This is a genomic window from Micromonospora sediminimaris (assembly GCF_016863575.1).
Classification (GTDB): domain Bacteria; phylum Actinomycetota; class Actinomycetes; order Mycobacteriales; family Micromonosporaceae; genus Micromonospora; species Micromonospora sediminimaris.
In genome coordinates, this window is record NZ_BOPD01000010.1 from 157,171 (window position 1) to 181,312 (window position 24,142).

General features: G+C 69.2%; 23 protein-coding genes. 14 read left to right on the forward strand and 9 right to left on the reverse strand.

Features of this window, described 5'->3' with window-relative positions; translation table 11 throughout:
* Window positions 1-207: 207 nt before the first annotated feature.
* The 8 genes from Vse01_RS08980 to Vse01_RS09015 all read left to right on the forward strand — a co-directional run bounded on the left by Vse01_RS08980 (window position 208) and on the right by Vse01_RS09015 (window position 7,423).
* Entirely contained in the window at window positions 208-414 is a 207-nt protein-coding gene (locus Vse01_RS08980; protein WP_204019238.1) for a hypothetical protein, read from the forward strand.
* The gene (locus tag Vse01_RS08985; RefSeq protein WP_093406854.1) at window positions 407-661 is read left to right on the forward strand and encodes a phosphopantetheine-binding protein; all 255 of its coding nucleotides are present in this window, start codon (window positions 407-409) and stop codon (window positions 659-661) included. The genes Vse01_RS08980 and Vse01_RS08985 overlap by 8 nt, the downstream gene beginning before the upstream one ends.
* A 9-nt stretch (window positions 662-670) precedes the next feature.
* The gene (locus Vse01_RS08990; protein ID WP_093406852.1) at window positions 671-1,231 is read left to right on the forward strand and encodes a 4'-phosphopantetheinyl transferase family protein; all 561 of its coding nucleotides are present in this window, start codon (window positions 671-673) and stop codon (window positions 1,229-1,231) included.
* Window positions 1,232-1,355: 124 nt separating this feature from the next.
* Entirely contained in the window at window positions 1,356-3,053 is a 1,698-nt protein-coding gene (locus tag Vse01_RS08995) for a fatty acyl-AMP ligase (protein WP_093406849.1), read from the forward strand.
* Between the two features lie 119 nt (window positions 3,054-3,172).
* Window positions 3,173-3,436: an MbtH family protein gene (locus Vse01_RS09000; RefSeq protein WP_093406846.1), complete on the forward strand. Its 264-nt coding sequence runs from the start codon at window positions 3,173-3,175 to the stop codon at window positions 3,434-3,436.
* On the forward strand, window positions 3,436-4,842 hold the full coding sequence (locus Vse01_RS09005; RefSeq protein ID WP_093406843.1) for a cation:proton antiporter domain-containing protein: 1,407 nt from the start codon (window positions 3,436-3,438) through the stop codon (window positions 4,840-4,842). Before Vse01_RS09000 ends, Vse01_RS09005 begins: the two co-directional genes overlap by 1 nt.
* 64 nt (window positions 4,843-4,906) lie before the next feature.
* Window positions 4,907-5,476: a helix-turn-helix domain-containing protein gene (locus tag Vse01_RS09010; RefSeq protein WP_170863493.1), complete on the forward strand. Its 570-nt coding sequence runs from the start codon at window positions 4,907-4,909 to the stop codon at window positions 5,474-5,476.
* A 144-nt stretch (window positions 5,477-5,620) separates the two neighbouring features.
* Complete coding sequence (locus Vse01_RS09015; protein ID WP_093406839.1) at window positions 5,621-7,423, forward strand: non-ribosomal peptide synthetase; 1,803 nt, start codon at window positions 5,621-5,623, stop codon at window positions 7,421-7,423.
* Between the two features lie 59 nt (window positions 7,424-7,482).
* Here the strand turns inward: Vse01_RS09015 and Vse01_RS09020 are convergent, their stop codons facing one another.
* From Vse01_RS09020 to Vse01_RS09035, 4 genes are all read right to left on the reverse strand, one after another.
* The gene (locus Vse01_RS09020) at window positions 7,483-9,060 is read right to left on the reverse strand and encodes a flavin-containing monooxygenase (protein ID WP_170863492.1); all 1,578 of its coding nucleotides are present in this window, start codon (window positions 9,058-9,060) and stop codon (window positions 7,483-7,485) included.
* Entirely contained in the window at window positions 9,057-10,271 is a 1,215-nt protein-coding gene (locus Vse01_RS09025; RefSeq protein ID WP_093406834.1) for a cytochrome P450, read from the reverse strand. The genes Vse01_RS09020 and Vse01_RS09025 overlap by 4 nt, the downstream gene beginning before the upstream one ends.
* A gap of 76 nt (window positions 10,272-10,347) precedes the next feature.
* Entirely contained in the window at window positions 10,348-11,019 is a 672-nt protein-coding gene (locus Vse01_RS09030; RefSeq protein WP_198413205.1) for a response regulator, read from the reverse strand.
* Window positions 11,020-11,024: 5 nt separating this feature from the next.
* A complete protein-coding gene (locus Vse01_RS09035; RefSeq protein ID WP_093406829.1) occupies window positions 11,025-12,260 on the reverse strand; it encodes a sensor histidine kinase in 1,236 nt (411 codons plus the stop codon).
* Between the two features lie 152 nt (window positions 12,261-12,412).
* Between Vse01_RS09035 and Vse01_RS09040 the strand changes: the two genes are divergently transcribed.
* Together Vse01_RS09040 and Vse01_RS09045 are read left to right on the forward strand one after the other, a co-directional pair.
* Window positions 12,413-12,832, forward strand: coding sequence for a DUF6220 domain-containing protein (locus Vse01_RS09040; protein ID WP_093407140.1), 420 nt, complete (start codon window positions 12,413-12,415; stop codon window positions 12,830-12,832).
* Window positions 12,829-14,793, forward strand: coding sequence for a multicopper oxidase family protein (locus tag Vse01_RS09045; RefSeq protein ID WP_093406827.1), 1,965 nt, complete (start codon window positions 12,829-12,831; stop codon window positions 14,791-14,793). Before Vse01_RS09040 ends, Vse01_RS09045 begins: the two co-directional genes overlap by 4 nt.
* Window positions 14,794-14,804: 11 nt before the next feature.
* On the opposite strand, the gene Vse01_RS09050 is transcribed toward Vse01_RS09045, so the two are convergent.
* From Vse01_RS09050 to Vse01_RS09070, 5 genes are all read right to left on the reverse strand, one after another.
* Entirely contained in the window at window positions 14,805-15,338 is a 534-nt protein-coding gene (locus Vse01_RS09050; protein ID WP_093406823.1) for a winged helix-turn-helix transcriptional regulator, read from the reverse strand.
* Between the two features lie 20 nt (window positions 15,339-15,358).
* Window positions 15,359-15,928 carry a flavin reductase family protein gene (locus Vse01_RS09055; RefSeq protein WP_093406821.1) on the reverse strand — a complete coding sequence of 190 codons (570 nt, stop codon included), beginning with the start codon at window positions 15,926-15,928 and terminating at the stop codon, window positions 15,359-15,361.
* Window positions 15,929-16,019: 91 nt separating this feature from the next.
* Window positions 16,020-17,276, reverse strand: coding sequence for a pyridoxal phosphate-dependent aminotransferase (locus Vse01_RS09060; protein WP_232511315.1), 1,257 nt, complete (start codon window positions 17,274-17,276; stop codon window positions 16,020-16,022).
* Between the two features lie 49 nt (window positions 17,277-17,325).
* Window positions 17,326-18,072: an SDR family NAD(P)-dependent oxidoreductase gene (locus tag Vse01_RS09065; RefSeq protein WP_093406816.1), complete on the reverse strand. Its 747-nt coding sequence runs from the start codon at window positions 18,070-18,072 to the stop codon at window positions 17,326-17,328.
* Entirely contained in the window at window positions 18,069-18,836 is a 768-nt protein-coding gene (locus tag Vse01_RS09070) for a thioesterase II family protein (protein ID WP_170863491.1), read from the reverse strand. Before Vse01_RS09070 ends, Vse01_RS09065 begins: the two co-directional genes overlap by 4 nt.
* A gap of 123 nt (window positions 18,837-18,959) precedes the next feature.
* Here Vse01_RS09070 and Vse01_RS09075 point away from each other — a divergent pair, with 123 nt between their 5' ends.
* From Vse01_RS09075 to Vse01_RS09090, 4 genes are all read left to right on the forward strand, one after another.
* Complete coding sequence (locus Vse01_RS09075) at window positions 18,960-20,585, forward strand: (2,3-dihydroxybenzoyl)adenylate synthase (protein WP_093406811.1); 1,626 nt, start codon at window positions 18,960-18,962, stop codon at window positions 20,583-20,585.
* 41 nt (window positions 20,586-20,626) lie between these two features.
* On the forward strand, window positions 20,627-21,355 hold the full coding sequence (locus Vse01_RS09080) for a tryptophan 2,3-dioxygenase family protein (RefSeq protein WP_093406808.1): 729 nt from the start codon (window positions 20,627-20,629) through the stop codon (window positions 21,353-21,355).
* A gap of 56 nt (window positions 21,356-21,411) precedes the next feature.
* Window positions 21,412-23,019 (forward strand): tryptophan halogenase family protein, encoded by a 1,608-nt coding sequence (locus Vse01_RS09085; protein ID WP_093406806.1) that lies wholly within the window; start codon window positions 21,412-21,414, stop codon window positions 23,017-23,019.
* A gap of 106 nt (window positions 23,020-23,125) precedes the next feature.
* Window positions 23,126-23,989 (forward strand): alpha/beta hydrolase, encoded by an 864-nt coding sequence (locus Vse01_RS09090; protein ID WP_093406803.1) that lies wholly within the window; start codon window positions 23,126-23,128, stop codon window positions 23,987-23,989.
* The last annotated feature ends 153 nt before the right edge of the window (window positions 23,990-24,142 follow it).

The window sequence follows — 24,142 nt, forward strand, 5'->3', positions numbered from 1 at the left end:
GTCACGTGGGAAGCGCACAACAGGGTATGCAGAATTAATGGATTGCAGTACGTCGATCAGATGATAGCGTACGGTAGTGCTCCGCCGGTTTGGGGAATGGGCGCAATCCGCGCGATGCCACGAGATCAGTGCGGTTGTCGCGCCATCAGGCGCCGCCATGGAGGCGACGCCCGGTGGACGCTCACCTGACTGAGGTGCGCCCATCAAGTGCGCTGGCGGGACGTGACGCAGTCATCCGAATGCGCCTTGGGCGCGCAGGGGATGAACAAGGGGGATGTGGTGTCTGCTGGTGACCTTCCTGGGTGTCCGCCGAACGTGACACTCAGCAGTTTTCAACTCGAAAAGAATCCGACGAGGATTGAGCAGCCGGCCTCGGTGGCGAGGTTTGTCGACGAGGTCGACAACAATGGCTGACCAGGTGACAGAGACCCGGCAGCGCATTCGCGAGCTGCTGGTCGAGATGCACGGCCCGGACAGCTTCGTCCGGACCGTGTCGGACACGGTGTCGCTGCGCCAACAGGGGCTGTCCTCCGCCGCGCTGGTCAGCCTGCTCGTGGCGATGGAGGATGCGTTCGGCTTCGAGTGGGACGACGACATCCAACCGGAGGTGCTGCGCTCGATCAGCTCGCTGGCCGAGCACGTCGTGGCGCTGCGCGTCTGAGGTGACTCGGTGACCGCTGGACTCGGAGCCCTCGTCACACCGGGCACGTACCTCGAATGGTCTCCGGTAGCGCCGCCGAACGGGCCCGACGAACAGTTCGTGGCCGGCCGTCAGGCCGCCGCGGCGGCGCTGGCCGCGGCGGGCTCGGTCGTCCGGAGCGTGCCGCGCGTCGCCGGCGGCAGGCCGGCTTTTCCGCGCGGCTACCCCGGGTCCATCGCGCACACCGAGCGGGTGGCGGTCGCGGTGGTGGTCCCCGGCGCCGCCGGGGTAGGCGTCGACATCGAGGACGCGGCCGTCACCGAGCGCATGGTCGATTTTGTCCTGTACGAGGGGGAGCGGCGTACCTTGCTCGCGCCCGACGGCCGGTACCGCCCGGTCGAGTTGTTCTCCGCCAAGGAGGCGGCGTTCAAGGCGCTGGACGGGATGGCGGTCGGTGACGGCGTGCTGTTCTGGCGAATCAAGCTGCACCGGGCGGGTGATGGGCTGATTGCCTCCTTTGGTGGCCTGTCGGTACCGGTGTGGGCCCGCTATGCGGACGGCCTCGCGTTTGCCCTGGCGGTGCGGCGGTGAGGCGTTTCGGTGCCGGCGAACGCGGCGGTCCGCCGGGACGACGCGGCGCGCGGGGGAGCGCGATGTGCTGGATGTGGTTGAGGGCTGTCAGTGAGGCCGTCCCAGGTTGTGAGGAGCGGGGTCGATGAGTGAAGTTGTGCCGAGTTATCCGACGGTGATGCATGCCCTGGCGGCCCAGGCGGAGCGCGGCTCGGACGGGGCGGAAATGGCTGTGGTACCCGAGCCGGGGCGGGTGGAGTCGCGCCGCTACGACACGGTGTTCGACGACGCGCTGCGTTGTGCCGCGGTCCTCGCCGAGTACGGCGTGCGGCGTGGCGACCGGGTGCTGTTCTGCCTGCCGACGAGTTGGACGTTCGTGACGGCGTTCCTCGGGTGTCAGCTGCTCGGCGCTGCCCCGACGGCGATCGCGGTGCCGACGAGCTTCGGGCGGGCGGCGGGATTCGACGGCCAGGTGAAGGACCTGGTGGCCTACCTGCGGCCGGCGGCCGTCCTGGCCAGGGCCGCGGTGGTTCAGGCGTCGGAGGCCGTGACGGACACGGTGTTCATCGACGCGGACGTGCTGCAGGAGCGTGCCGCGTCCGCCGAGGCTTCGTTGCAGCGGTTCCGTCTGCCGTCCGAGAACGACCTGGCGTTCATCCAGTGCACGTCCGGATCGACCGGCCGGCCCAAGGGCGTCATGATCTCGCATGCGAACCTGGCCGCGAACCTGGCCCAGAGCGCTGCGGCGACGGGGTGGTCGGCCGAGGACACGTCGGTGAGCTGGCTTCCGCTCTACCACGACATGGGCCTGATCTCAGGGATCATGGTTCCCGTCTACACCGGGGGCAGCAGCGTCCTCATGCCGCCGACGCAGTTCCTGCGCTCACCGGTCGAGTGGCTACGCAACATCACGGCGATGCGGGGCACCCTCGCGGCGGCGCCCAACTTCGCCTACGGCTACACCGCCGACCGGGTCCGCGACAGCGATCTCGAGGGTGTCGACCTGTCGTCCTGGCGGATGGCATTCTGCGGAGCGGAACCCATCCACCCCGGCACCATCCAGCGTTTCGTCGATCGCTTCCGCCCGTGGGGTCTGCGGCAGGACGTCTTCATGCCCTGCTACGGCATGGCAGAGGCGACCCTGACCATCAGCATGTCGCCGCACAACGCGCCGGTCCGGGTCGACACCATCGACCGCACGGCCGCCGTCACCCACGGTCAGGTGATCGACGTCGACCCGGGGGAGGCGAGCGGGATGCAGGTCGTCGCCTGCGGTGCGCCCGTCGTGGGTACCGAGATCCGCGTCGTCGACGGTGACGGCGAGCCGTTGGGCGACAACCAGATCGGCGACATCCAGTTCCGCAGCCCGTCGCGCACGGTCGGATATTTCGACCTGCCGGCGGAGACCGCTGCGGCCATCGCCGAGCCGGACTGGTGGAAGACCGGCGACGTCGGCTACCTGCGAGACGGCGAGATCCGCATCACCGGACGTTCCAAAGATCTGATCATCATCCGCGGCGCCAACTACTTCCCGTCGGATTTCGAGCAGGCGGCCGAGGCGGTCCCGGGCGTCCGCCTCGGCACGGTCGTCGCCGTCGGCCATCGCCCCGAGGGCGGCGACTCGGAGGAGTTGCACCTCATCGTCGAGTCGTACGTGCCCGCAGATCAGCAGGAAGAACTACGCCAGGCGGTGCGGTCCGCGGTCAGCGCACGCAGCGGTGTGCCCGTGGCCCAGGTTCACCTCGTACCGAGACGCAGCCTCCCCAAGACCACAAGCGGGAAGCTGCAACGAGCGAAAGCGCGACAACTGTTCATCGAGAAGGCGGCACCCGCACCGGCCTGACAACCGGACACTCACCCACCTCGCCGGCCACCACCACACCAGCCACGAGGACCGGCGCCTGCCACAACCCTTACCCGTCGCCATCCGGAAACCATTCGAGATCCTGAGGGGTTGTCCGCGTGTCCAATCCGTTCGACGACGACAGTCAAGAATTCCTGGCCCTGTGCAACGACGAGGAGCAGTACTCGCTGTGGCCGACCGGCATCACCGTCCCCGCCGGTTGGCAGGTGGTGTACGGTCCGGCGCCCCGACGGGAGGTCGTGGACCACATCGATCGGTCCTGGACCGACATGCGGCCGAAGAGCCTGCGGGACGCCGTGCCCGAGTACGGCGCTGCCGGCGGTAGAGCGGACTCGGCCCCGTCGACCGGCTCGCGGGCGTGATGAACCTGTCCGCCCGGGCCCGGACCCTGCTCGGCGTGACCGTCGGCCTCGTCGTGCTGGTGAGCACGGTGCCGCTGTGGGACACGGCAGGCCCGCACGACGGGGGCTCGCTCACCCGATTCCTGCTCGCGGTCGCGGTGGTCCTGGTGACCTGCCAGGTGTGCGCCGGGCTGGCCCGCCGGTTCGGTCAGCCCTCCGTGGTCGGCGAGATGGTGGGCGGTCTGGTGCTCGGCCCGTCCCTGCTCGGTGTGGTCTGGCCGGCGGCTACCGGGTTCCTGTTCCCCCCGGCGGTGACGGAAGGGCTGGACAAGGTCGCGCAACTGGGCCTGGTCATCTTCGTCTTCCTGCTCGGCTGTGAACTGCGTACCGACCGGATCGAGCGCAAGGGCGTGGTCGGGGCGGTGGTGGTCGCCGGCATGGGTCTGCCGTGGCTGGCCGGCATGGGCATCGTCGCCGCTGCCGGCGGGCTGTTCGTCGGCTCGCAGGGCTCGCCGGCGGGCACGATGATGTTCGTCGGACTGGCCATGGCGGTGACCGCGTTGCCCGTGCTGGCACGCATCCTCGACGACCTGAAACTGCGGCACACCAGCGTCGGTGTGCTGTCCATCTCGGCAGCGGCCATCGGTGACGGCCTGCTCTGGCTGGTGCTGGCCTTCCTGCTGGCCGGGCAGAGCGCGGGCGGCGGGGGGCTGCGCGTCCTGTTGCTCGGGGCCGCGCTGGTTCTGGTGACCGTCCTGTGCGTCCGCCCGCTGCTGCTGGCGCTGGTCCGACGGCTGGGCTCTGGTCAGTCGCTGACGGTGGTGCTGGTGGCCGGAGCGATCGGCTACTCGGTGCTCACTGAGTCCATCCAGCTTCATCCGGTGGTCGGCGCCTTCCTGTTCGGCGTCGCTGTACCGCGCGATTCGCTGGTCGTCGAACGGATCTGTCAGCAGTTGGAGGGCTTCACCCTGCTCATCCTGTTACCGCTGTTCTTCGCCGGTGTCGGCCTGACGACCTCGGTCGGGCTGATCGGCACTGCGCCGATCACCTGGCTGGTATTCGCCGGGGTGTTCGTGGCGGCCGTCGTGACCAAGATCGTCGGGGCGGGCGGGGTGGCTCGGTTGGCCGGTATGCCGAACGGCGAGGCGCTGCGGTTCGGCATCCTGATGAACTGCCGAGGGGTCACCGAGCTGGTCGTGCTGAGCATCGGCTACCAGGCCGGCTTCCTCAACCAGTTGGGATACAGCGTCCTCGTGCTCGTCGCCGTGCTCACCACGGCGGTGACCGGGCCGCTGGTGCGTTGGTCGCTCAGGCGCGAGGGGAAGCTCGGGTCGCCGGCATCGCCCTCCGGGCCGGACCGACGAGACCACCCGCTGGTGACCGGCGCGCCGGTTCAGCGCTGGGACGCAAAGAAGACAGACCTGTGAGGAGTCTCAAGGGTGGCATTTCTTAATTCCCATCGAGACATGGTGGCTATGGGGGATGCAGGCGATGGTCGATGTCAAGAACCGGGTTAAGTTCGTTCGTTGGCCTGCGGAAAGTGACATCCGCGCGGAGTGCCACGAGCAGCAGCACCTCTGTCTGCTGATCGTGGAACACGGCGCGGCACCGCCGGACCAACTCAGCCTTTACGAGGACTGGGTACGCCCGCCCATCGGACGGGAAGACCTCCAGGTCCGGGTCCGTCAGTTGGCGGCCCGGGCAGTGCTCAACGAGAAGCCGGTGTTGGACCCGGCCGGAATGCTGTACTTCAACAACACATCCGTCACGCTCTCTCTGATGCAGTGCGAGATGCTGGCGCCGCTGCTGACCAGGTACGGCCAGCTGGTCTACCGGACCGAGCTGCGGGAGATCCTGGAAAGCTCCGGGGCCAGCTCGTCGAGCAACGCGCTGGACCTGCACGTCATGCGGCTACGCCGGCGTTTGGAGATCGTCGGTCTCGCGATCCGTACGGTCTGGGGACGTGGTTTCTTCGTCGAGCCCGGATCACGGGCGTCCACACCTCGGGTGGACACGCGGCGGGCCGTCACTGCGGTGTCGAAGAAGGACCGGTCGAGGTGAGTCGGTGCGTACGTGGTGAATTGGACCTCGCGGTCCGTCCACCCGCAAGGAGATTGACAGATCCGAGAAAGCGTACGGCGAAGGGCCGTGCCACCACCGTTATGTTCGGAACCACATCGGCAGGAAAGCTGCGTCGGAGGCGGAGTGGACACTGTTTCGGAGTTCTTTGAGGCGAGCGTGCTGAAGGCCGGTGACGCTCCGTCGGTCATCTTCGGCGACACCACCGTCGGGTACGCGGAACTGAACACACGAGCGAATCGCCTGGCCCGTCGGCTCATCGCGGCCGGTGTCGGTCCGGATTCGTTGGTCGCGGTCGCGGTGCCGCGCTCGGACACCCTGATCACGGCGGTTCTCGCCGTGCTGAAGGCCGGCGGCGCGTACCTGCCGCTCGATCCGACCTACCCGGGCGAGCGGCTGACCCACATGGTCACCGACGCACGGGCCATGCTGTCGATCCGGACCAGCGGCGTCGCGACGCTGGATCTGGGTGTGCCGGAGATGGTGCTCGACGATCCCGCCGTCGTGGCGGAGTGCGCGGGCGAACGGGGGGACAACGTCACCGCGGCGGAGCGGCGGGCGCCGTTGACCGCCGACAACCTGATGTACGTCATCTACACCTCCGGCTCCACCGGCGTACCCAAGGGAGTCGCGCTCACCCACGCCGGGGTGGCGGACCTGGTCTCCACCCAGACCCGGGTGTACGGCATCCGGTCCGGCGAGCGGGTGCTGCAGTGGGCCTCATTCAGCTTCGACGCCTGGTTCTGGGACTTCACCATGGCCCTCATGCACGGCGCGACGCTGGTGATGGCCGAGCAGGACGATCTGATGCCCGGCGAGGCGCTGCGCGACACGATGGTGAAGTACGAGGTGGACCACGCCACGCTGCCCCCGGTGGCGCTGAGCATCACCGACAGCGCGGGCCTGCTGTCCGGCGGCACGCTCACCTCGACCGGAGATGTCTGCACCAGAGCCCTGGCGACGCAGTGGTCGCAGGGCCGGCGCCTGTTCAACGGCTACGGTCCTACCGAGGTGACAGTGGGCACGTCGATCGGTGGCCCGGTCGAGGGCGTGCAGGAGACGGTGAGCATCGGCTCGCCCTGGGACGGTAGCGCGGTGTACGTGCTCGACGAGCACCTACGCGATCTGCGCGACGGCGACGAGGGAGAGCTCTACCTGGCCGGCAGTGGCATGGCCCGGGGCTATCTGCACCGTCCGGGCCTGACCGCGGCACGCTTCGTCGCCAACCCGTACGGCCCGCCGGGCAGCCGGATGTACCGGTCCGGCGACCGGGGCAGACGCGCCGCCGACGGGCAGCTCTACTTCACCGGCCGGGTCGACGACCAGGTGAAGGTGCGCGGCTTCCGGGTCGAACTGGGCGAGGTCGAGACGCGGCTGGAAAGCCACCCGGCGGTGGAGTTGGCCGTGGCGGTACTCGGCGGCGCCGACGCCTCGTCGCAGCACATCGTCGCCTACGTGACGGCCTCGGGACAGCAGCCGATGGTGGCGACGCAGGTACGCGAGCACGCCCGGGCCGCACTGCCCGAGCACATGGTTCCGTCCGCCGTCGTCGTGCTCGACCGGATGCCCACGCTGCCGAACGGCAAGATCGACCGCAAGGCGCTGGCCGAGCGGGCGGCGACGGCCCCGGCCGAGCAGCGCCCTGCCCCGTCACCGGCGGCCGGTACGCCCGACGGTGAGCCCGCAGTCGACGGCTCGGGTTCCGCGCCGTCACTTGAGGACCGGCTGTGCGGCCTGGTGGCCGAGACGCTGGAGATCACCGAGGTGACGCCGCAGGACAACTTCTTCGAGCTGGGTGGGCACTCGGTGCTCGCCGCCAAGCTGGCCAGCCGGATGCGCAAAGAGCTGGGCGTGACCGTACCGATGCGTTCGGTTTTCGAGGCCGAGAGCCTGGCCGATCTGGCCGAGCTGATGGCGCAGTCCAGGTAGGCAGGTGTCGGGTGCTGCCCGTCGGTTGGTCGCGGGCAGCACCCGAGCTGCGCGGCAGGTCAGTAGACGCCGTCGCGTTTGGCCAGGCCCACCGCGCCCAGCGCGCGGGTGACACCGGTGAGCGCGGTGGCCAGAATGATCTCCGCGGGGTTGAAGGCGACCGGCAGCTCCAGAATCCGACGCTGTGCCGTCGCGCGGTCGCTGTGCGGCCCGTGCAGGCGGAAGACGAGCGGCACCTGCGAACCGCACCACAGGTGGTATGCCAGCCGCGGGTTGCGGAAGACCTCGGGACGCCACGGCGAACACCCGATCACTTTGGCAAAATCAATCATGTACCGGTTGTAGTGCACCAGCGTGCGCAGTTCGGGATTGCCGGTGAAGAACTCGTCCTCGTACGTCGCCTGCTGCTTGATCAGCTGGTTTAGCTGCTCCGGCGGCGGCAGCGTCCGTTTGCCGCTGCACAGCAGCGCGAAGTAGCGGGCCTGCATCTCCGAGCAGGCCGGGACCCCGCCCGCGGCGGGCCGCGCCCATCCGATGAAGACCACGCCCGTACCGAGCTCCGGGTGGATCATGTGCTTGTACATCTGGCGTACGTCGGTGATGTGCACGTCCTTGAGGAGGGTGAAGTCCTCGGTGTACCCGGTGTTCAGCATGATCGTGTCGATAGTCTCCCGCCGGCCGTCCTTGAACAGGACGTAATCCGCACCGAGCCGCTCGATGCCGGAGGCGTTGACCGTCAGGGTGCCATCGACGATCCGATGGATGAACGCATCGTTCTTGGTCAGGAAGTGGTTGAAGAAGCTCTTGTTGTTCGAGTTCCACGCCGCTATCGCCCGGCTTGCGGCGGTCTTGCCGAACCGCTTGCCCATCAGCGTGCCGATGCGGTGGACAGCGGTGGCAGCCGACAGCGGTAGCGCGTTCAGCATCTCCGAGGTGTAGGCGTCGTTCGGATGTGGCCGGTCACCCGGAAACCGTGCGACGACGGACTGCCAACGGCGGATCGACAGCGTGCAGCTCGCCGCCACCTGGGCGATCTCGTTGACGACGTCGGCTGCGGTCTCGCCGATGCCCACGCAGAGGACCCGCTTTCCGCGGAACGGTTCGGCATTGCGGTAGAAGGCCGAGTGGGTGACCACGCCCGCGAAGTCCTCCTGCCCCGGCAGGTTGACCTTGTTGGGAACCCGGTGGGTGCCGCTGGACACGACCACCGCGTCGAACTGGTGACTGACCCGGGCGGTGGGATCGTCCACGGGCGCGGTCTCGACCACGTAGCCCTCGCCGCTGTCGCTCCTCGCGACGCTCAGCACATCGGTGCGGGGGCGGATGAGGGGACGCAGGCCGAAGGCGTCGGCGAAGTCGTGGAGGTACTGCCGGTATTCGACCGCCGTCCAGAACCGTCGCTCCTGCTTCTCCGGCGGCGGGAAGCAGGAGAACGCCATCATGTAGTTGGAGATGGTCAGCAGCGTCGAGTCGTAGGCACCCGGCTCGTCGGTGCCCGCACCGGCGCGGAACACACCGCCGAGTTCGGCGTTGTGATCGAAGCAGGTCACGGTGTGGCCCTCGTCGAGCAGTTCCTTCATCGCGATCAGACCCGACGGGCCCGCGCCGATGACACAGACGGCTTTCTTCACGGTCACCTCGACATCTCGAAACGGACGGGCAGGGTGTCGTAGCCGGATACGAAGTTCGAGTAGATGGGGCGGGGCTTGCCGCACAGCTCCATCCGGGTCACCTGGGTGGTCAGGGCGGTCAGCAGTGCCCGCAGCTCCGCGCGGCCGAGGAAGGCGCCGAGGCAGTAGTGCGGGCCGTGGCCGAACGAAAGGTGTTTGTTTGGCGACCTGGACAGGGTGAACCGTCGCGGCTGGTGGAAGACCGATTCGTCGTTGTTCGCCGAGATGTTCCACAGCGTGACGATGTCGCCGGCCTCGACCCGGTGCCCGTGAATCGCGAAACCGGTACGCGCGGTACGCGCCACGTGCATCCCCGGGGTCGCCCAGCGCAGCACTTCCTCCACGGCCGAGTCGACGTCGACCGCGCCGGTCCGCAGGGCGTCCCACTGGTCCGGGTTCTCGATCAGGGCAAGTACGGCACAGATTGCCGAGATCCGGGACGTCTCGTCGCCGCCGAGGATCAGGCTGTAGCAGTTGACCGCGATCTCCTCGACGGTCAGCGCCACCCCGTCCACCTCGGCGCTCGCCAGCATGCTGATCACGTCGTCGCCCGGCTTGCGCCGCCGCTCCTCGGCCAACTCGACGAAGTAGAGCAGGATCTCGTTGCGAGCGCTGAGCGCGTCCAGGTCACTGCTGTCGGCCCGGTCCGACGACAGCGCCATCTTGTTCCACCGGAGCAGGTCCCTGCGATCGGCGCTCGGCACCGACAGCAGATCGCAGATGGTGTTCATCGGGATCTGCTCGGCCACCTCGGCGGCGAAGTCGAAACAGCCCGCGCCGACGACCGCCGACACGAGTTCGGTGGAGCGGAGCTGAACGTTTGTCACCACCTCGGCGAGCGCCCGCGGCGTGAAGGCGCTGAACATCAGGTTGCGTAGTTTCCGGTGTGACGGTCCGTCGGTGACCGCGAGCATGCTTCCGCCTGCGGAGTCGTTGCCCCGCAGCACGACGTCCAGGACGTTGCCGCGTTCGGAACTGAGCGCCGCGTCGTGGTAGAGCGCTTGGACGTCGGCATACCGGGAGACCACCCAGAACCCCGGATTGTTGTCGGTGGCCGGATGCCAGTAGACCGGATTCTCCGCCCGTACGTCCCGCCAGAACCCGTGCACGTCGTTGTCGACGAAGGTGGCTGGGTCGACCAGGTCCAGGGACCGGAAGCCGAGGGCGGGCTCGCTCATGGCCCGATGGTGGCAGGCACATGACGCTCCCGTGTGGACTCTTGCCTGTTCCTTTCCGGCTCGGTACGGGACCGGATCAGTGCTGCTCGGTGTACTGGCCCAGACCGGTCTGGTACGCGATCGCCACCAGTTGCGCTCGGTCCCGGGCACCCAGCTTGCCCATGATGCGGCCGACGTGGGTGCGCGCGGTGGCCGGGCTGAGGAACAGGGCGGCCCCGATCTCGTCGTTGCTCAGCCCCTGCGCGACAAGTGTGAGCACCTCACGCTCGCGTTCGGTGAGCACGGCAAGCCGGTCCTCGCCCGCCTGCGCTGCCTTGCGTTGCGCGGTGAACTGGCTGATGAGCCTGCGGGTGACCCGTGGGGCGAGCAGCGCGTCGCCGGCGGCGATGACCCGGATGGCGTGCAGCAGCTCGGCAGGACCGGCATCCTTGAGCAGGAAACCACTCGCCCCCGCCTGAAGGGCCTCGAACACATTCTCGTCGGTGTCGTAGGTCGTCAGGATGAGGATGCGGACCTGCTCCATGCCGGGCATCTCGACGATCTGCGCGGCGGCGCGGATGCCGTCGAGTCGCGGCATGCGGATGTCCATCAGGACGACGTCGGGTCGGGTGGCGCGAGCCAGTTCGACGGCCTCGGCGCCGTTGGTGGCCTCACCCACCACTGTGATGTCGTCCTCCAGGTCGAGTAGCAGCCGGAAACCGGAGCGGACCAGCCGCTCGTCGTCGGCGAGCAGCACCTTGATGGACACGCTGGTCACGGGAGGGACGCAACCGGCGCGAGCGGCAGGCGGGCGACGACCTCGAAGCCGCCACCGGTACGTGCGGTGGCGTGCAGTTCCCCACCGAGCAGTTGGCAGCGCTCCCGCATGCCCACGATTCCACGCCCGCCCGACGGTGGACCGCCCGCACCCACCGCGACCAGAACCGGGTCGCGGGCACCCTCGTCGAGCACCCGGATGCGTAGCGCGTCGGAGGTCGCCTCGATCGTCACTGTCACCCGGGTCGGCCCGACATGGCGGATCACATTGGTGATCGATTCCTGGACGATGCGGTAGGCCGCGCTGTCCACCGCGCTCGGCAGCGGTGCCACGGCCGGGCTCTGTTCGATGGTGACCTCCAAGCCGGCCTCGCGGGCCTTGCCGGCGAGCGCGTCGACCTGGTCGAGACCCGGGTGCGGTTCGCGCCCGTCGTCCTCGCGTAGGACGCCGAGCACGGCGCGCATCTCGTGCAGTGCCCGGGAACTCGTCTGCTCGATGGCCCGCAACGCGTCACGGGCCTGAGCCGGCCGCTTGTCGAGCACGTGCGCCGTGACGCTGGCCTGCACGTTGATGATGGCGATGGCGTGCGCGACGGTGTCGTGGACCTCGCGGGCGATCCGCAACCGTTCGGCGTCGACCCGGGCCCGGGTCTCCTCCTCGCGAGATCGCTCAACCAGCTCGGCCCGTCGCTGCGCGTCGGCGGCGATGACCCTGCGGGACCGGACGGACTCGCCGAGCGTGATGCTGATGACCGACGCTCCGATCCGGAAGAGCACCCAGCCCAGGGCTTCACTCGGCTGGACATCCGCACCGGCGACCAACCATCCGACGGCCAGCACCGCGGTGCCGGTGCCCGCGATCAGCAGCGACCGACGCCCGTCACCGTAGGCGGCGAGGGTGTACAGGGCGACGAACAGGCCGAGACAGGCCATCCGGTCGGGAAACCCGAGACCGAAGTAGACCAGGCTGGCCGCTCCGGTGAGCGCGAACACGGCGACCGGCCACCGGCGTCGGGCGACGATGGCCACACCACTCAACACCACCAGGGCGTATCCGGCGTACCCGAAATCCGAGGCGGGACGGGCGATCGGCTCGGGAAGGACGGCACCGTGCTCGCTGACACTCTGGACCTGGACCACCGTGATGAACAGTGCCAACAGGACGTCCGCGAACCAGGCAGGCCGTCGGGCGAGCCAGGCCCGCAGTCGTTCCGGCAGCACCCGCAGGGTCATGACGCGATCCTACGGCACCTCTCACACTCTCTGGTGCGTGGCCAACTACGCCCTGCGACGTATCCGGACCGTCTCCGGCTACGCGAATTCGCGTAGCCGGAGACACGCCTGGGGGCATGCGCGACGGTGGTCCCGGCACCAGGATCGGTGCCATGAAGAAGCTCTTCGCGGGCCTGGCGTCACTGTTGCTGCTCGCCGAGGTCGCACAGTTCTATCTCGCCGCCAGCGGAGCATTCGACTCCGCGCCGATCGAGGAGGCGTTCTCCCCTCATCGCTTTCTCGGCTACCTGATCCTCTTCTCCGCCGTGGTGCTGGTGGTTGTCTCCGCGATCGCCCGGATGCCCGGCCGGGTGATCGGCAGGACGGCCCTGGTGGCCGGGCTGGTGCTCATCCAGTCGCTGATCCGGGAGGTCGCCAGGTCCTTCGGCGAGGGCTCCGAGACGGGTCACCTCATCTTCGGCGTGCACGCCGTCAACGGGCTGATCATCGTCGGGGCCACCATCTGGGTGGTGCGTGAGGCTCGCCAGATCGCCTGGCCGCGCACCGAGCTCAGCCACGCGACCCGGTCATGACCACGGCGGCGCTGACCGTCTTCGATCACGCCTGGGCGCTGCTCGGCGCCGCCGCCTGGCTCGCCGCCGGTGTGACCGCGGTACGGGGCCGCGCCCGAGCCGGCCTGGTGCTGCTCGGCGCGGCCCTGCTGCTCACCCTGGCCAAGGCTGTGTCGGTGGCGGTGCTGGCCGGACGGGGCTGGTGGTTCGTCCAGGAGAAGGTCCTGCTGGGGATGCCGCTGCTCGGGGTCACCGCCCTGGCCGCCGCGGTGACCGCCGGACCGATGCTGCTCGCGCGGATCGCCGGAATGCCCCGGCGATCCGGTGGCGAGAAGGCGGGTGTCGTCGCGCTGTTCGCCGCCGGGTACGCAGCGGTGGCCAGCTTCGTGACCACCTACCTCGTGGGGTACCCGCTGACCCTGCCGACGGCGCTGATCACGGTCGGTCTCGTGGTGGCGGCCGTACTGCTGACCGCGCGGTCGCTCCCGGCACCCGGCGCGGAGGTCGTGGGGGAGGCGGTCTCGAACGCCGGGATGGGCCTGTCCCGTCGTGGTTTCCTCGGCGTGGCCGGCGGCGTGGTCGCTGTCGGCGCGACCGGTACCGGCGCGGGCCTGTCGGTGCTTACCTCCGGGGCGGCGCACACCCTCGGCGGTGGTCCCGGCCCGAGCAGGGGATCGCTGGTGTCGGTGGCCGACCTGCGTGGGCCGGACACTCCCGCGCCGGGTGGCGTTCGACGCGCGTACGGGGTGACCGCCCGCAAGGCCGCCGTGCGCCTGCCGTCCGGGAAGGACATCGATGCCTGGACCTTCGACGGTGCGGTGCCCGGTCCGCAGCTCAGCGCCACCCAGGGCGACCTGCTCGAAGTGCGCCTGGTCAACCAGGACATCGACGGGGGCGTGACCCTGCACTGGCACGGCTACGACGTGCCGTGCGGGGAGGACGGGGTGCCGGGCCTCAGCCAACCGGCGGTGGCGCCTGGCACCGCCTTCGTCTACCGGTTCCGCGCCGACCAGGTCGGGACGTACTGGTACCACACCCACTACGCGTCCCACGTCGGCGTGCGGCGCGGCCTCTACGGCGTGCTCGTCGTTGCCCCCCGCACGGATCCCGACCCCGCGGATCTCGACGTGGTCGTCCCCGTGCACACCTTCAGCGGCGGCGCGGCGGTCGCGGGCGTCGAGCATGTCGCGGCGGCCGGCGCGACGGTCCGGCTGCGTCTGATCAACACCGACTCCGACCCGCGTCGCTTCGCGCTGGCGGGCACCCCGTTTCGGGTGGTCGCGGTCGACGGCCGGGACCTGCACGGGCCCGGTGAGACGAGCCGGACCGCGCTGCGGGTCGCTGCGGGTGGGCGGCGTGACCTGGTGTTCGCCATGCCGGAGACCCCCGTCGCGCTCTTCGTCGACGGCGTGGCCGCGGTGTGGCTACGGCCCCAGCCGGGCGCGTCGGACGGTGCGGCGGCCGGTGAGGACACCGCCGGATGGCCGGAACTGGACCTGCTCACCTACGGGACCTCGACCCCCGTGCCGTTGCGAACCGCGCCCGCGGACCGGCATTTCACCCTCGTGCTCGACCGTGGGCTGGCCATGGTCGACGGACGACCCGCGTTCGCGCAGACCGTCAACGGGCTCGGCCATCCGTCGATCCCCGACCAGTTGGTCACCGAGGGCGACATCGTCCGGTTCACCGTGGTCAACCGGAGTCTGGAGACCCATCCCTGGCACCTGCACGGCCATCCGGTGCTGATCCTGTCCCGCGACGGCCAGCAGTCCTCGGGCAGCCCGCTCTGGATGGACACGTTCGACGTCCGCCCCGGCGAGGTGTGGGAGGTCGTGTTCCAGGCGACCAACCGGGGCATCTGGATGAACCACTGCCACAATCTGCCGCACGCCGACCAGGGCATGATGCTCCGCCTGCGGTACGACGGCGTCAGCACGCCGTTCCACGGCGCACACGCGGCGGGACACCGCCACCCTTCCTGACGACGACAACCTCAGGCGGTCAGCATGATCTTCGGGTACCGCGCCGTGACCATCTCGCTCGCCTTCGGGCCACAGGCGAACACCACGTTCTCGTCGTCGATCCGCCGGCCCGTCCGCCGGTCCACCACGACCGGCTCCACCTCCACACCGGTCTCCGTGTCGACCAGGATGACGCTGCGTTCCTGGGGGACGAGCCGATGGTTGCCCCACGCCGCGATGACCAGCAGCAGCGGACGAAGCGTCCTACCGAAGGGGGTCAGCCGGTACTCCCGGACCTCCAGGTCCGCAGCATCGGCCACCTGCTCGATCAGGCCCCTGGTCCGCAGGTCACCAAGACGCTCCAGCAGCAGCTCGTCGGGGGTCCCGAGGTTGTGGCGGATGGTCCCGAACCGCGTGTGGCCGTTGAACATCTCGTGCAGGATCTCCAACGTCCACCAGGCGCCCACGGCCTCCACCGTGCGTCCCAGCGGGCAGTCGGGGATCCGGGCCCTCGGGCCGGTCGGACGGGGTGCGCCGGGCGGGGCGCCGGTGTGGACACTGCTCATCTCAACTCCAGAGGACTCGTTCACCGTCGGCCGTCGAGGTCGGGCCCGCCACGTTCGGGGTCCGGGGTGACGGCCAGCGACCAGTACCGCCGCATGCCGTACAGCAGCGGGCTGACCGGGGCGACCGCGTGGGTGCGTACCCGCAGTACCGTCCCGAAGACCACGACGTGGTCCCCGACGGGCAGGGCATTGCTGACCCGGCAGTCCGCGGCCGTGTGGGCGTCGTCGATCAGGTGGGGCATCCCGGACTCCGGATCCGGGATCCACGAGACTTTCTCGAACCGGTCCGGGGCGCCGGAGGCGAACAGCTGCGCGACCGGCTCGGCGTGGTCGCGCAGCAGATTGACCGCGAAGGCTGACACGTCGAGCAGTGCCGCCAGCGTCGGGCTCGCGGCGCGTAGACACACCAGCAGGGTCGGCGGCTGGAGCGCGACACTGCACACCGACGAACAGGTCATACCCCATGGCGCACCGTCCGTCGCCGTGGTCGTCACGACGGCGACCCCGGCGGGGTGCGTGGCCATGAGGGAACGGAACTGCGCCGGGTCGACCAGTGGCTGCGCGACGGTGCCTGTCACGGGCTCCGGCATGGCGTGCCCACCTCCTCGCTCGAACGCACAGGGAGTCTTCCGGACTGCCGTACCTGCCGGCCAGGTGCTGGCCCGACGGCAGGGCACCGGCTCATTCGGCGGAGTGGTGACCGTCGTCGCCGCACTCGTCGACAAACTCCAGGATCTTGCGTACCCCGGTCTCCAGCCACCCGGGATCGACGCAGAACGCCACGCGGACCAGGTGCCGTGCCCAGGGGGCGTAGTCGTGGGCGCGGATGTGGCCCTGGTCGTCGAGCTGGGGACGCATGGCGAACCCGTTGCCGGCGACCACGGCGACGCCCTTGCGCTCCAGCAGTCGCAGGGCGAACGTCTCGGCGTCCAGTCCGGTCCGGGCCACGTCCAGCATCGCGTACCAGCCGCCGGCCGGCAGCTCGTTGAGCAGTCCGGCCTTGACCAGCGGTGGCAGGGCCACGTCGCGGTTACGCTGCACCAGCTTGCGGTTGGTGGCGGCGGCGTCGGACCGGCTGGCCAGCGCGGCCACCCCGGCGTGCTGCACCGGGGTGTTGGTGCCGATGATGTTCGCCTCCTGGACCACCCGCATGACGTCGGCGGCACGATCGTTGGCCAACGCGACGTACCCCAGCCGGTAGCCGGTCATCGCGAAGCTCTTGGAGAAGCTGAAGACGCTGTGCACGATGCGCTCCTCGACCGGGACGTCGCGTTCCAGCGAGGCGACGGAGAGGTGCTCGCGCTCGTAGCAGAAGTGCTCGTACGCTTCGTCGCTGACCACGTGCCAGCCCCGCGCGCGGGCCAGGTCGAGCAGGGCGGTGATCTCACCGGGGTCCAGCACCACACCTGTGGGGTTGGCGGGCGAGTTGATCAGCAACACCTTGGTCCGGGGGCTGGCGGCGGCCGCGATCCGCTCGACCTCGGGTCGGAAACCCGGCCCCAGCGGGTAGAGCACCGGCCGGAGTCCGGCGAGCAGGCTCTGCTGCAGGTGGACCGGCCAGTGCAGCTCTGGCAGGAGAATCTCGGCCCCGGGCTCGGTGAGGGTCTGGAACAGGGCGGCGAGCCCCTCGCAGGAGCCCGGTGTGACGAGTACCCGGTCGACCACGGTGTCCACACAGTTGTCCGTACGCAATTTCTCGACCACCGCCTCGCGCAGCTCGGGCAGCCCATCGGGGCCGGTGTACTTGGTGTCGCCGCGCCGCACCGCGTCGACGAACGCGTCGGCGACATTCCCCGCAGGATGGAAGTACGGGTCCCCGACGTGCAGCTTCACCACCTCGGCGCCGGTTCGCCGCTCGGACTCCTGCGCGGCGCGGAAGATGGTGTGCAGACACGAGGAGGGGATGAAGCTGGCAGCGGACGAGATCTCGGGGCTCACGCTCTGACCACCTCTGTTCAGTGAAGGGTTGGTGCTGACTGGGCGGGTCTCATGCGGTGCGACCGCCGTCGACGGGTATCAGCGCGCCGGTCACCCAGCCCGACAGCGCCGGGTCGAGCAGCGTGCAGACCCATTGGCCGATCTCCGCGCGGTCGCCGAAACGTCCCATCGGGGTCGACGCGACCAGGTCGGTCCGCAGCCGTTCGATGCCGGTGTCGTCCAGCCCCGTGTCGGTCCACATCGGGGTGTCCACCGGCCCGGGAAGGATGGCGTTGACGCGTACGTCCGGTGCGAGTTCGCGGGCCAGGGACCGGGTGAGGCTGTTGAGGGCCGCCTTGGTCGCGCCGTAGTAGGCACGTCCCGGCATCGACAGGACGCCGCCGACCGAGGAGACGTTTACCACGCTGCCTCTGCTGACCCGCAACAGCGGCAGCGCGCACCGGATCAGGTCGGCTGGCGCGCGGACGTTCACCGCGAACATCTCGTCGAGGTACGCCGTATCGAGTGCGTCGATCGGGCCGAACCGGGCCAGTCCGGCGTTGTTGACCACCGCGTCGAGCCCACCGTAGGTCTCCGCGGCGACGGTGACGACCCGGTCGGCGGTGCCCGGCGCGCACACGTCCGCCGCCACCACAGTCACGGCGGCGGGGTACCGCTCCGCCAGGTCCCGCAACGGCTGCTCGCGACGGCCGACGATCGTCACGTGCGCGCCCGACTTCACGAGGCACTCGGTGATGCCCAGACCGATACCGGTGGCGGCGCCGGTGACGACGACCGACCTGCCGTCGAGGGTCACCGCCGCACACCGCTTCCCAGCAGGGTCGCCACCACGTCGGCGACCAGCTCCTCCGGATGGGTGTGCAACCGGAAGTGGCCGCCGGGCCAGGCGCGCATGCTGAACTCGCGCTCGTTGACCGCGGCCCACGCGGCGACCTGGTCGGCGTCGACCAGCGGGTCCTCCGTGTTGTAGTAGCTGCGGACCGGGCAGTCCAGTGGGTCGGCGTCCGGCGCGGGCCGGTAGGTCTCGTGCAGGGTGATGTCCGATCGGAGCACTGGCAGCAGCAGGTCGCGTAGTTCGGGTTGGTCGGCGAGCTCCGGCTCGATCCCGCCGAGCTTTACGATCGCCGACCACAGCTCCTCGTCACCGAGTTGGTGAATGGTGCCGCCGCCCGCCAGCCGCGGCCCGGCCGCGCCGGAGACGAACAAGTGGTGCACGGGGCTGCCGTTGTCCCGCAGCACCCGCGCTGTCTCGTAGGCGACCAGCGCGCCCAGGCTGTGTCCGATCAGCGCACACCGGGCGGGCGGCATCCGCAGCAGCTCCGCGGCCACCTGCGTGGCCATCTCGGCGATGCTGCCGGCGGGTTCCTCGGCAAGCCGATCGGCGTGGCCCGGGTACTGCACGGCGTGCAGGGTCACGCCGGCTGGCACCAGCGGGGACCAGGGGCGGTAGACGGCAGCCGTGCCTCCGGAGTGCGGGAAGCAGACCAGCCGCGTGGTGGGCTCGTCGACGCCGGTGAGCGTCCGTACCCACCGACGGTCGGATCTCCGTGTTCGGCTCACGACATCGAGCGTCACCGAGTCGGCCCGTCCATCCCGACAATCTGTCAAGGCTCTGTCGGGTGCGACGCGGGCTCTGGGCTGCTACCGGAATCTGTTAGCGCCGCACCAAAGGAGGACAGACAGATGCTGGACGGGTTCGTGCCCTGGCCGCCTGACGTCGCCGAACGCTATCGACAGGCGGGTTACTGGCGGGGTTTCTCCCTTCGGCAGCTCTTCGACGACAGCGTCCGCCGCCATCCGGACAAGGTGGCCGCGGTGGATGTCACCCGTCGCGTTACCTACGCGGAGCTGGCGGACGAGGCCGACCGGATCGCCGCGGGGCTGCTCGACCTTGGCATCGGCAGTCGTGACCGCCTGGTCCTGCACCTGCCCAACGTCAACGAATTCCTGTCGGTCCTGCTGGCGGTGTTCAGCATCGGCGCGATACCGGTGCTGGCCCTGCCCGGCCATCGCCGCGACGAGATCACTCACCTGGCTCGTGCCGCGAATGCTGTGGCATACCTGGGCCCGGACCGGTTCCAGGGGTTCGACCACCGTGAGCTGGCCCGCGAGGTCCGCGCCGAGGTGCCGAGCGTGCGGCACGTCGTGATCGCCGGCGACAGCGCCGAGTTCACCTCGCTGGCCGAACTGGCCAGCGCCGAGCCGAGGCAACTGCCACCTGTCGACGCTGCCGAGGTCGCCCTGTTGCTGCTCTCCGGCGGGACCACGGGCGTGCCGAAGTTGATTCCCCGTACCCACGACGACTACGCCTACAACATCTTCGCGTGCGCCGAGGTCACCGGTTTCGGCGCGGACAGCGTCTACCTGGCGGCCAACCCGGTGCCGCACAACGCCGCGCTCGGCTGTCCCGGCGTACTGGGCGCGTTGCTCGTCGGCGGCAAGGCCGTCCTGGCTGCCAACCCCAGCCCGGACCATGTCTTTCCGTTGATCGCTCGGGAGGGCGTCACCCACACCGCGTTGGTGCCCGCACTCGCCCTACTGTGGACCGAGGCGGCACAGACCATGCCGGTGGACATGAGCGGCATGACCCTTCAGGTCGGCAGTTCGAAGTTCAGCCCAGCAGCGGTCGAACGCGTCAGGTCGGGCCTGCGGTGCCGCATCATGAACGTCTACGGCATCGGCGAGGGGCTGATCACCCACACCCGCCTCGACGATCCGCTGGAGGTGGTCTACACCACCGAGGGCACGCCCATCTGTCCGGACGACGAGGTCAAGATCGTCGACCCCGAGGATCGCGAGCTTCCGGCCGGGGTGACCGGTGAGTTGCTCACCCGCGGCCCGTACACGATCCGTGGCTACTTCGCCGCGCCGGAGCACAACCGCCGGGCGTTCACCACCGACGGCTTCTACCGGACCGGTGACCTGGCCAAGCTCACCGAGGACGGGCGCATCGTCATCGAGGGCCGGCTCAAGGACATCATCCACCACGTTGGCGAGAAGGTCTCCGCCGAGGAGGTGGAGGGCCATGTGCTGACGTACCCGTCGGTGCGGGACGCTGCGGTCGTCGGCATCCCCGACGACGCCATCGATGAACGAATCTGCGTGTTCGTGGTGCTCACCGCCGAGGCGGAGGCGGCGGCGATGACGCTGTCGCTGCGCACGATCCGGGAGCACATCCGCGACCGTGGGTTGGCGCCGTACAAGCTGCCCGACGAACTGGTCGTGGTGCCGGAACTGCCCCGTACGCCCGTCGGCAAGATCGACAAGAGTGCCCTGCGCGCGGGGCGGCGGGAGCTTCAGCACCGCTGAGCCACCGTCCCGGCACCTTGCTGAGGAGGGCCTGCACACCGATGACCAATCCGACGGACACCCGGCGCGACCGCGCGTACGGGGAGATCCTCAGACTGGACGAGCTGCTCGACATCGCCTGCGTACGCGACGAGCCGGACCGCACCCTCTTCTTCGCCGCCCACCAGGCATGCGAGTTGTGGTTCGCGGTCATCCTGCGACACGTCGAGTCCGCCCGGGACGCGCTGACCCGCGACCGGGCGGACGTCGCCGCCGCGCACATCGACCGACTGCCGGCGGCGATGCGGGTGCTCAGCGGACACTTCGACGTGCTGAGCACGTTGACACCCGAGTCGTTCGACGAGATCCGAGCGACCCTCGGCTCGTCGAGCGGCTTCCAGTCCGCACAGTATCGGGAGATCGAGTTCCTCTGCGGGGCCCGGGATCCGCGATTTCTCAACACACCCGGGTTCACCCCGGGGGAGCGGGCCCGGCTCGTCGCCCGGTCCGAGGAACAGTCCCTGTCGCGCGCCTTCGTCGAGTACCGCGACCGCGTCCGGACCGACGGTGGCCTGAGGGCGGCCGAGCGGGTCCGCGCCGCGCTGGCGGACTTCGACGACGCGGTGCGGTCATGGCGTGCGCGGCACGCCCAGCTGGCCGAGCAGTTTCTCGGCGCGGCCCGAGGTACGGCCGGATCAGCCGGTGCCGCCTACCTGTGGCGGTCGACCGAGCGGACGTTGTTCCCGGAGGTCTTCGCGCCGGGGCTCAACGGCGGAGTCGTGAAGAACTGAGCCGAAGCAGACACATTCGTCGAGTCCCGGGTTATCGGGTACAAGGAGGAACCGCAATGACTGTCAGTGGTGCCGCCGCCAAGAGCACGCGCGACCCCGGCAGGACACAGCGAGTCGTCATCGTCGGTGGCGGTACGGCCGGCTGGATGACGGCGTCGTACCTGGCGGCAGCCTTCGGTGACCGGATCGACGTGACGGTGGTCGAGTCGGCCACCGTCGGCACGATCGGGGTCGGCGAGGCCACCTTCAGCGACATCCGGCACTTCTTCGAGTTCCTGCGGTTGGAGGAGTCCGAATGGATGCCCGCCTGTAACGCCACGTACAAGCTGGCCGTCCGGTTCGAGAACTGGCGCGAGCCGGGCCATCACTTCTACCACCCGTTCGAGCAGATGGCCTCGGTCGACGGGTTCCCCCTCAGTGACTGGTGGCTGCGCTACCCGACGACCTCGCGGTTCGACAAGGACTGCTTCGTCATGGCGTCGCTGTGTGATGCCGAGCGTTCGCCCCGGTATCTCGACGGCAGCCTGGTGGACCAGGGCTTCGTCGAGCAGACCCGCGACGAGACGTCGGCCCGGTCGACGATCGCGGAGTACCAGGGCGCGCAGATCCCCTACGCGTACCACTTCGAGGCGCACCTGTTGGCGAAGTTCCTGACCGGCTACTCCACCCAGCGGGGTGTCAAGCACGTCGTCGACAACGTCGTCGACGTGGCGCTCGACGATCAGGGGTTCATCTCACACGTGCGTACCGCCGAGCACGGCGAGATCGCCGGCGACCTGTTCGTCGACTGCACCGGCTTCCGGGCGCTGCTGCTGAACAAGGCCCTCGGCGAACCGTTCGTGTCCTACCAGGACACCCTGCCCAACGACAGCGCTGTCGCTCTCCAGGTGCCGCTGGACATGGAGAGCAAGCCGCTGCGGCCGTGCACGACCGCGACCGCGCAGGACGCCGGATGGATCTGGACGATCCCGCTGATCAGCCGGATCGGCACCGGGTACGTCTACGCCAGCGACTACGCGACCCCGGAGGAGGCCGAGCGGGTACTGCGCGAGTTCGTCGGCCCCGAGACGGCCGACGTGCCCGCGAACCACATCCGGATGCGTATCGGACGCAGCCAGCGGTCGTGGGTGAAGAACTGCGTCGCGGTCGGCCTGTCCAGCGGCTTCGTCGAGCCGCTGGAGTCGACCGGCATCTTCTTCATCCACCACGCCATCGAACAGATGGTCAAGTACTTCCCGTCCGGGCTCGGCGACGATCTGCTGCGCGAGCAGTACAACAGGTCCATCACCCACGTCATGGACGGCGTGCGGGAGTTCCTCTGCCTGCACTACCGGGGGGCGAAGCGGGTGGACAACCAGTACTGGAAGGACACCAAGACCCGGGTGATCCCCGACGCGCTCGCGGAGCGGATCGAGATCTGGCAGCACAAGGTGCCGGACTCGGAGTCGATCTACCCGTACTACCACGGTCTGCCGCCCTACTCGTACAACTGCATCCTGCTGGGCACGGGCGGAATCGACGTGCGGCACTCGCCGGCCGTCGAGCTGGCCGACGAGCGGGCGGCCCTGGCGGAGTTCGAGCGCATCCGGGTGAAGGCCGAGAAACTGGTCCAGGAGCTGCCCACCCAGAACGAGTACTTCGCCGCCATGCGCGCCAACCAGTGAACCTTCCGACCGCGTCGTACGCACACCTTCCCCTGCGGTCGGTCGACCGCAGGGGAAGGTGGTGAAGGTTCAGCAGCGACCGTTTCGGCCCGGAAGCGAAAAAGACGTGTATCTGACCTACGACCAACGAACCCTGGACATTCAGTACTCGCCGAGTTCCTGCGTCGCGGACATCAATGTCTTCCTGCGTGAGTACGCCGAACGCAGCGCGTTGGCCCGGAACCGACTCGAAGTGCGTTCCGGTGTGCGTTACGGGCCGCGACAAGAGCAATTGTTCGACTATTTCCCGGCGGCCGGACCGGGCGGTCCGCTGCTGGTGTTCATCCATGGTGGTTACTGGCAGGAGTTGAGCCGACTCGAATCGGCCTTCATGGCGCTGGACCTGGTGCCGCGAGGAATCTCCGTCGCGGCGTTGGGCTACGGCCTGGCGCCCGCGTACCGGCTTCCGGAGATCGTCGACATGGTCGCCGAGGGAGTCCGCTGGATCTGCCGAAACGCCGACCAGTTGCCGTCGAGCCCCGGATCGATCTACCTGAGCGGGTGCTCCGCCGGGGCGCACCTGGCCGCCATGTCGCTGCTCGACGGGCCCGGCTGGCGACGGTACGGAGACCGTCCCGATCGGACGGTGGCGGGTGCGGTCCTGCTCAGCGGCGTCTACGACCTGGAGCCGGTCCGTCGGACATACGTGAACGAGGCGTTGGGGCTGGACCCGGAGACGGCCCACGCCTACAGCCCGATCCATCGACTGCCGGCGCCGCTGCCGCCGCTGGTCGTCGCGAGGGGGGAGCACGAGACCGACGAGTTCGGCAGGCAGCATGCGGAGTTCGTCGACGCCGTCCGGGCCGGCGGCGGTCAGGTGGTCGACCTCGTCGTGCCGTCGCGGAACCACTTCGACCTGGCTTTCGATCTCGGCGTCCGCGGCACAATGCTGGGTGACTCGCTTACCGAGCTGATCGGCGCGGACCGGTAGTCGATCCGGTGTGCATTTCTCATGACGGAGACCACGATATTCACGGCCACCCGCCGGGTGGCAACAGATTGCTCGGTGCTGCGGGCTGCTGTTAGGGTCGGGGCCAGGTGTCGGCGCTGATGTCGCCGGTTCGCCTGACATCAATCTCACATC

Coding starts and splice junctions, on each gene's coding strand:
- Vse01_RS09025 (WP_093406834.1), bottom strand. CDS start 10,271: ATGAGCGAGCCCGCCCTCGGCTTCCGGTCCCTGGACCTGGTCGACCCA.
- Vse01_RS08995 (WP_093406849.1), top strand. CDS start 1,356: ATGAGTGAAGTTGTGCCGAGTTATCCGACGGTGATGCATGCCCTGGCG.
- Vse01_RS09085 (WP_093406806.1), top strand. CDS start 21,412: ATGACTGTCAGTGGTGCCGCCGCCAAGAGCACGCGCGACCCCGGCAGG.
- Vse01_RS09050 (WP_093406823.1), bottom strand. CDS start 15,338: ATGAGCAGTGTCCACACCGGCGCCCCGCCCGGCGCACCCCGTCCGACC.
- Vse01_RS09080 (WP_093406808.1), top strand. CDS start 20,627: ATGACCAATCCGACGGACACCCGGCGCGACCGCGCGTACGGGGAGATC.
- Vse01_RS08985 (WP_093406854.1), top strand. CDS start 407: ATGGCTGACCAGGTGACAGAGACCCGGCAGCGCATTCGCGAGCTGCTG.
- Vse01_RS09055 (WP_093406821.1), bottom strand. CDS start 15,928: ATGCCGGAGCCCGTGACAGGCACCGTCGCGCAGCCACTGGTCGACCCG.
- Vse01_RS09035 (WP_093406829.1), bottom strand. CDS start 12,260: ATGACCCTGCGGGTGCTGCCGGAACGACTGCGGGCCTGGCTCGCCCGA.
- Vse01_RS09075 (WP_093406811.1), top strand. CDS start 18,960: ATGCTGGACGGGTTCGTGCCCTGGCCGCCTGACGTCGCCGAACGCTAT.
- Vse01_RS09045 (WP_093406827.1), top strand. CDS start 12,829: ATGACCACGGCGGCGCTGACCGTCTTCGATCACGCCTGGGCGCTGCTC.
- Vse01_RS09005 (WP_093406843.1), top strand. CDS start 3,436: ATGAACCTGTCCGCCCGGGCCCGGACCCTGCTCGGCGTGACCGTCGGC.
- Vse01_RS09010 (WP_170863493.1), top strand. CDS start 4,907: ATGGTCGATGTCAAGAACCGGGTTAAGTTCGTTCGTTGGCCTGCGGAA.
- Vse01_RS09040 (WP_093407140.1), top strand. CDS start 12,413: ATGAAGAAGCTCTTCGCGGGCCTGGCGTCACTGTTGCTGCTCGCCGAG.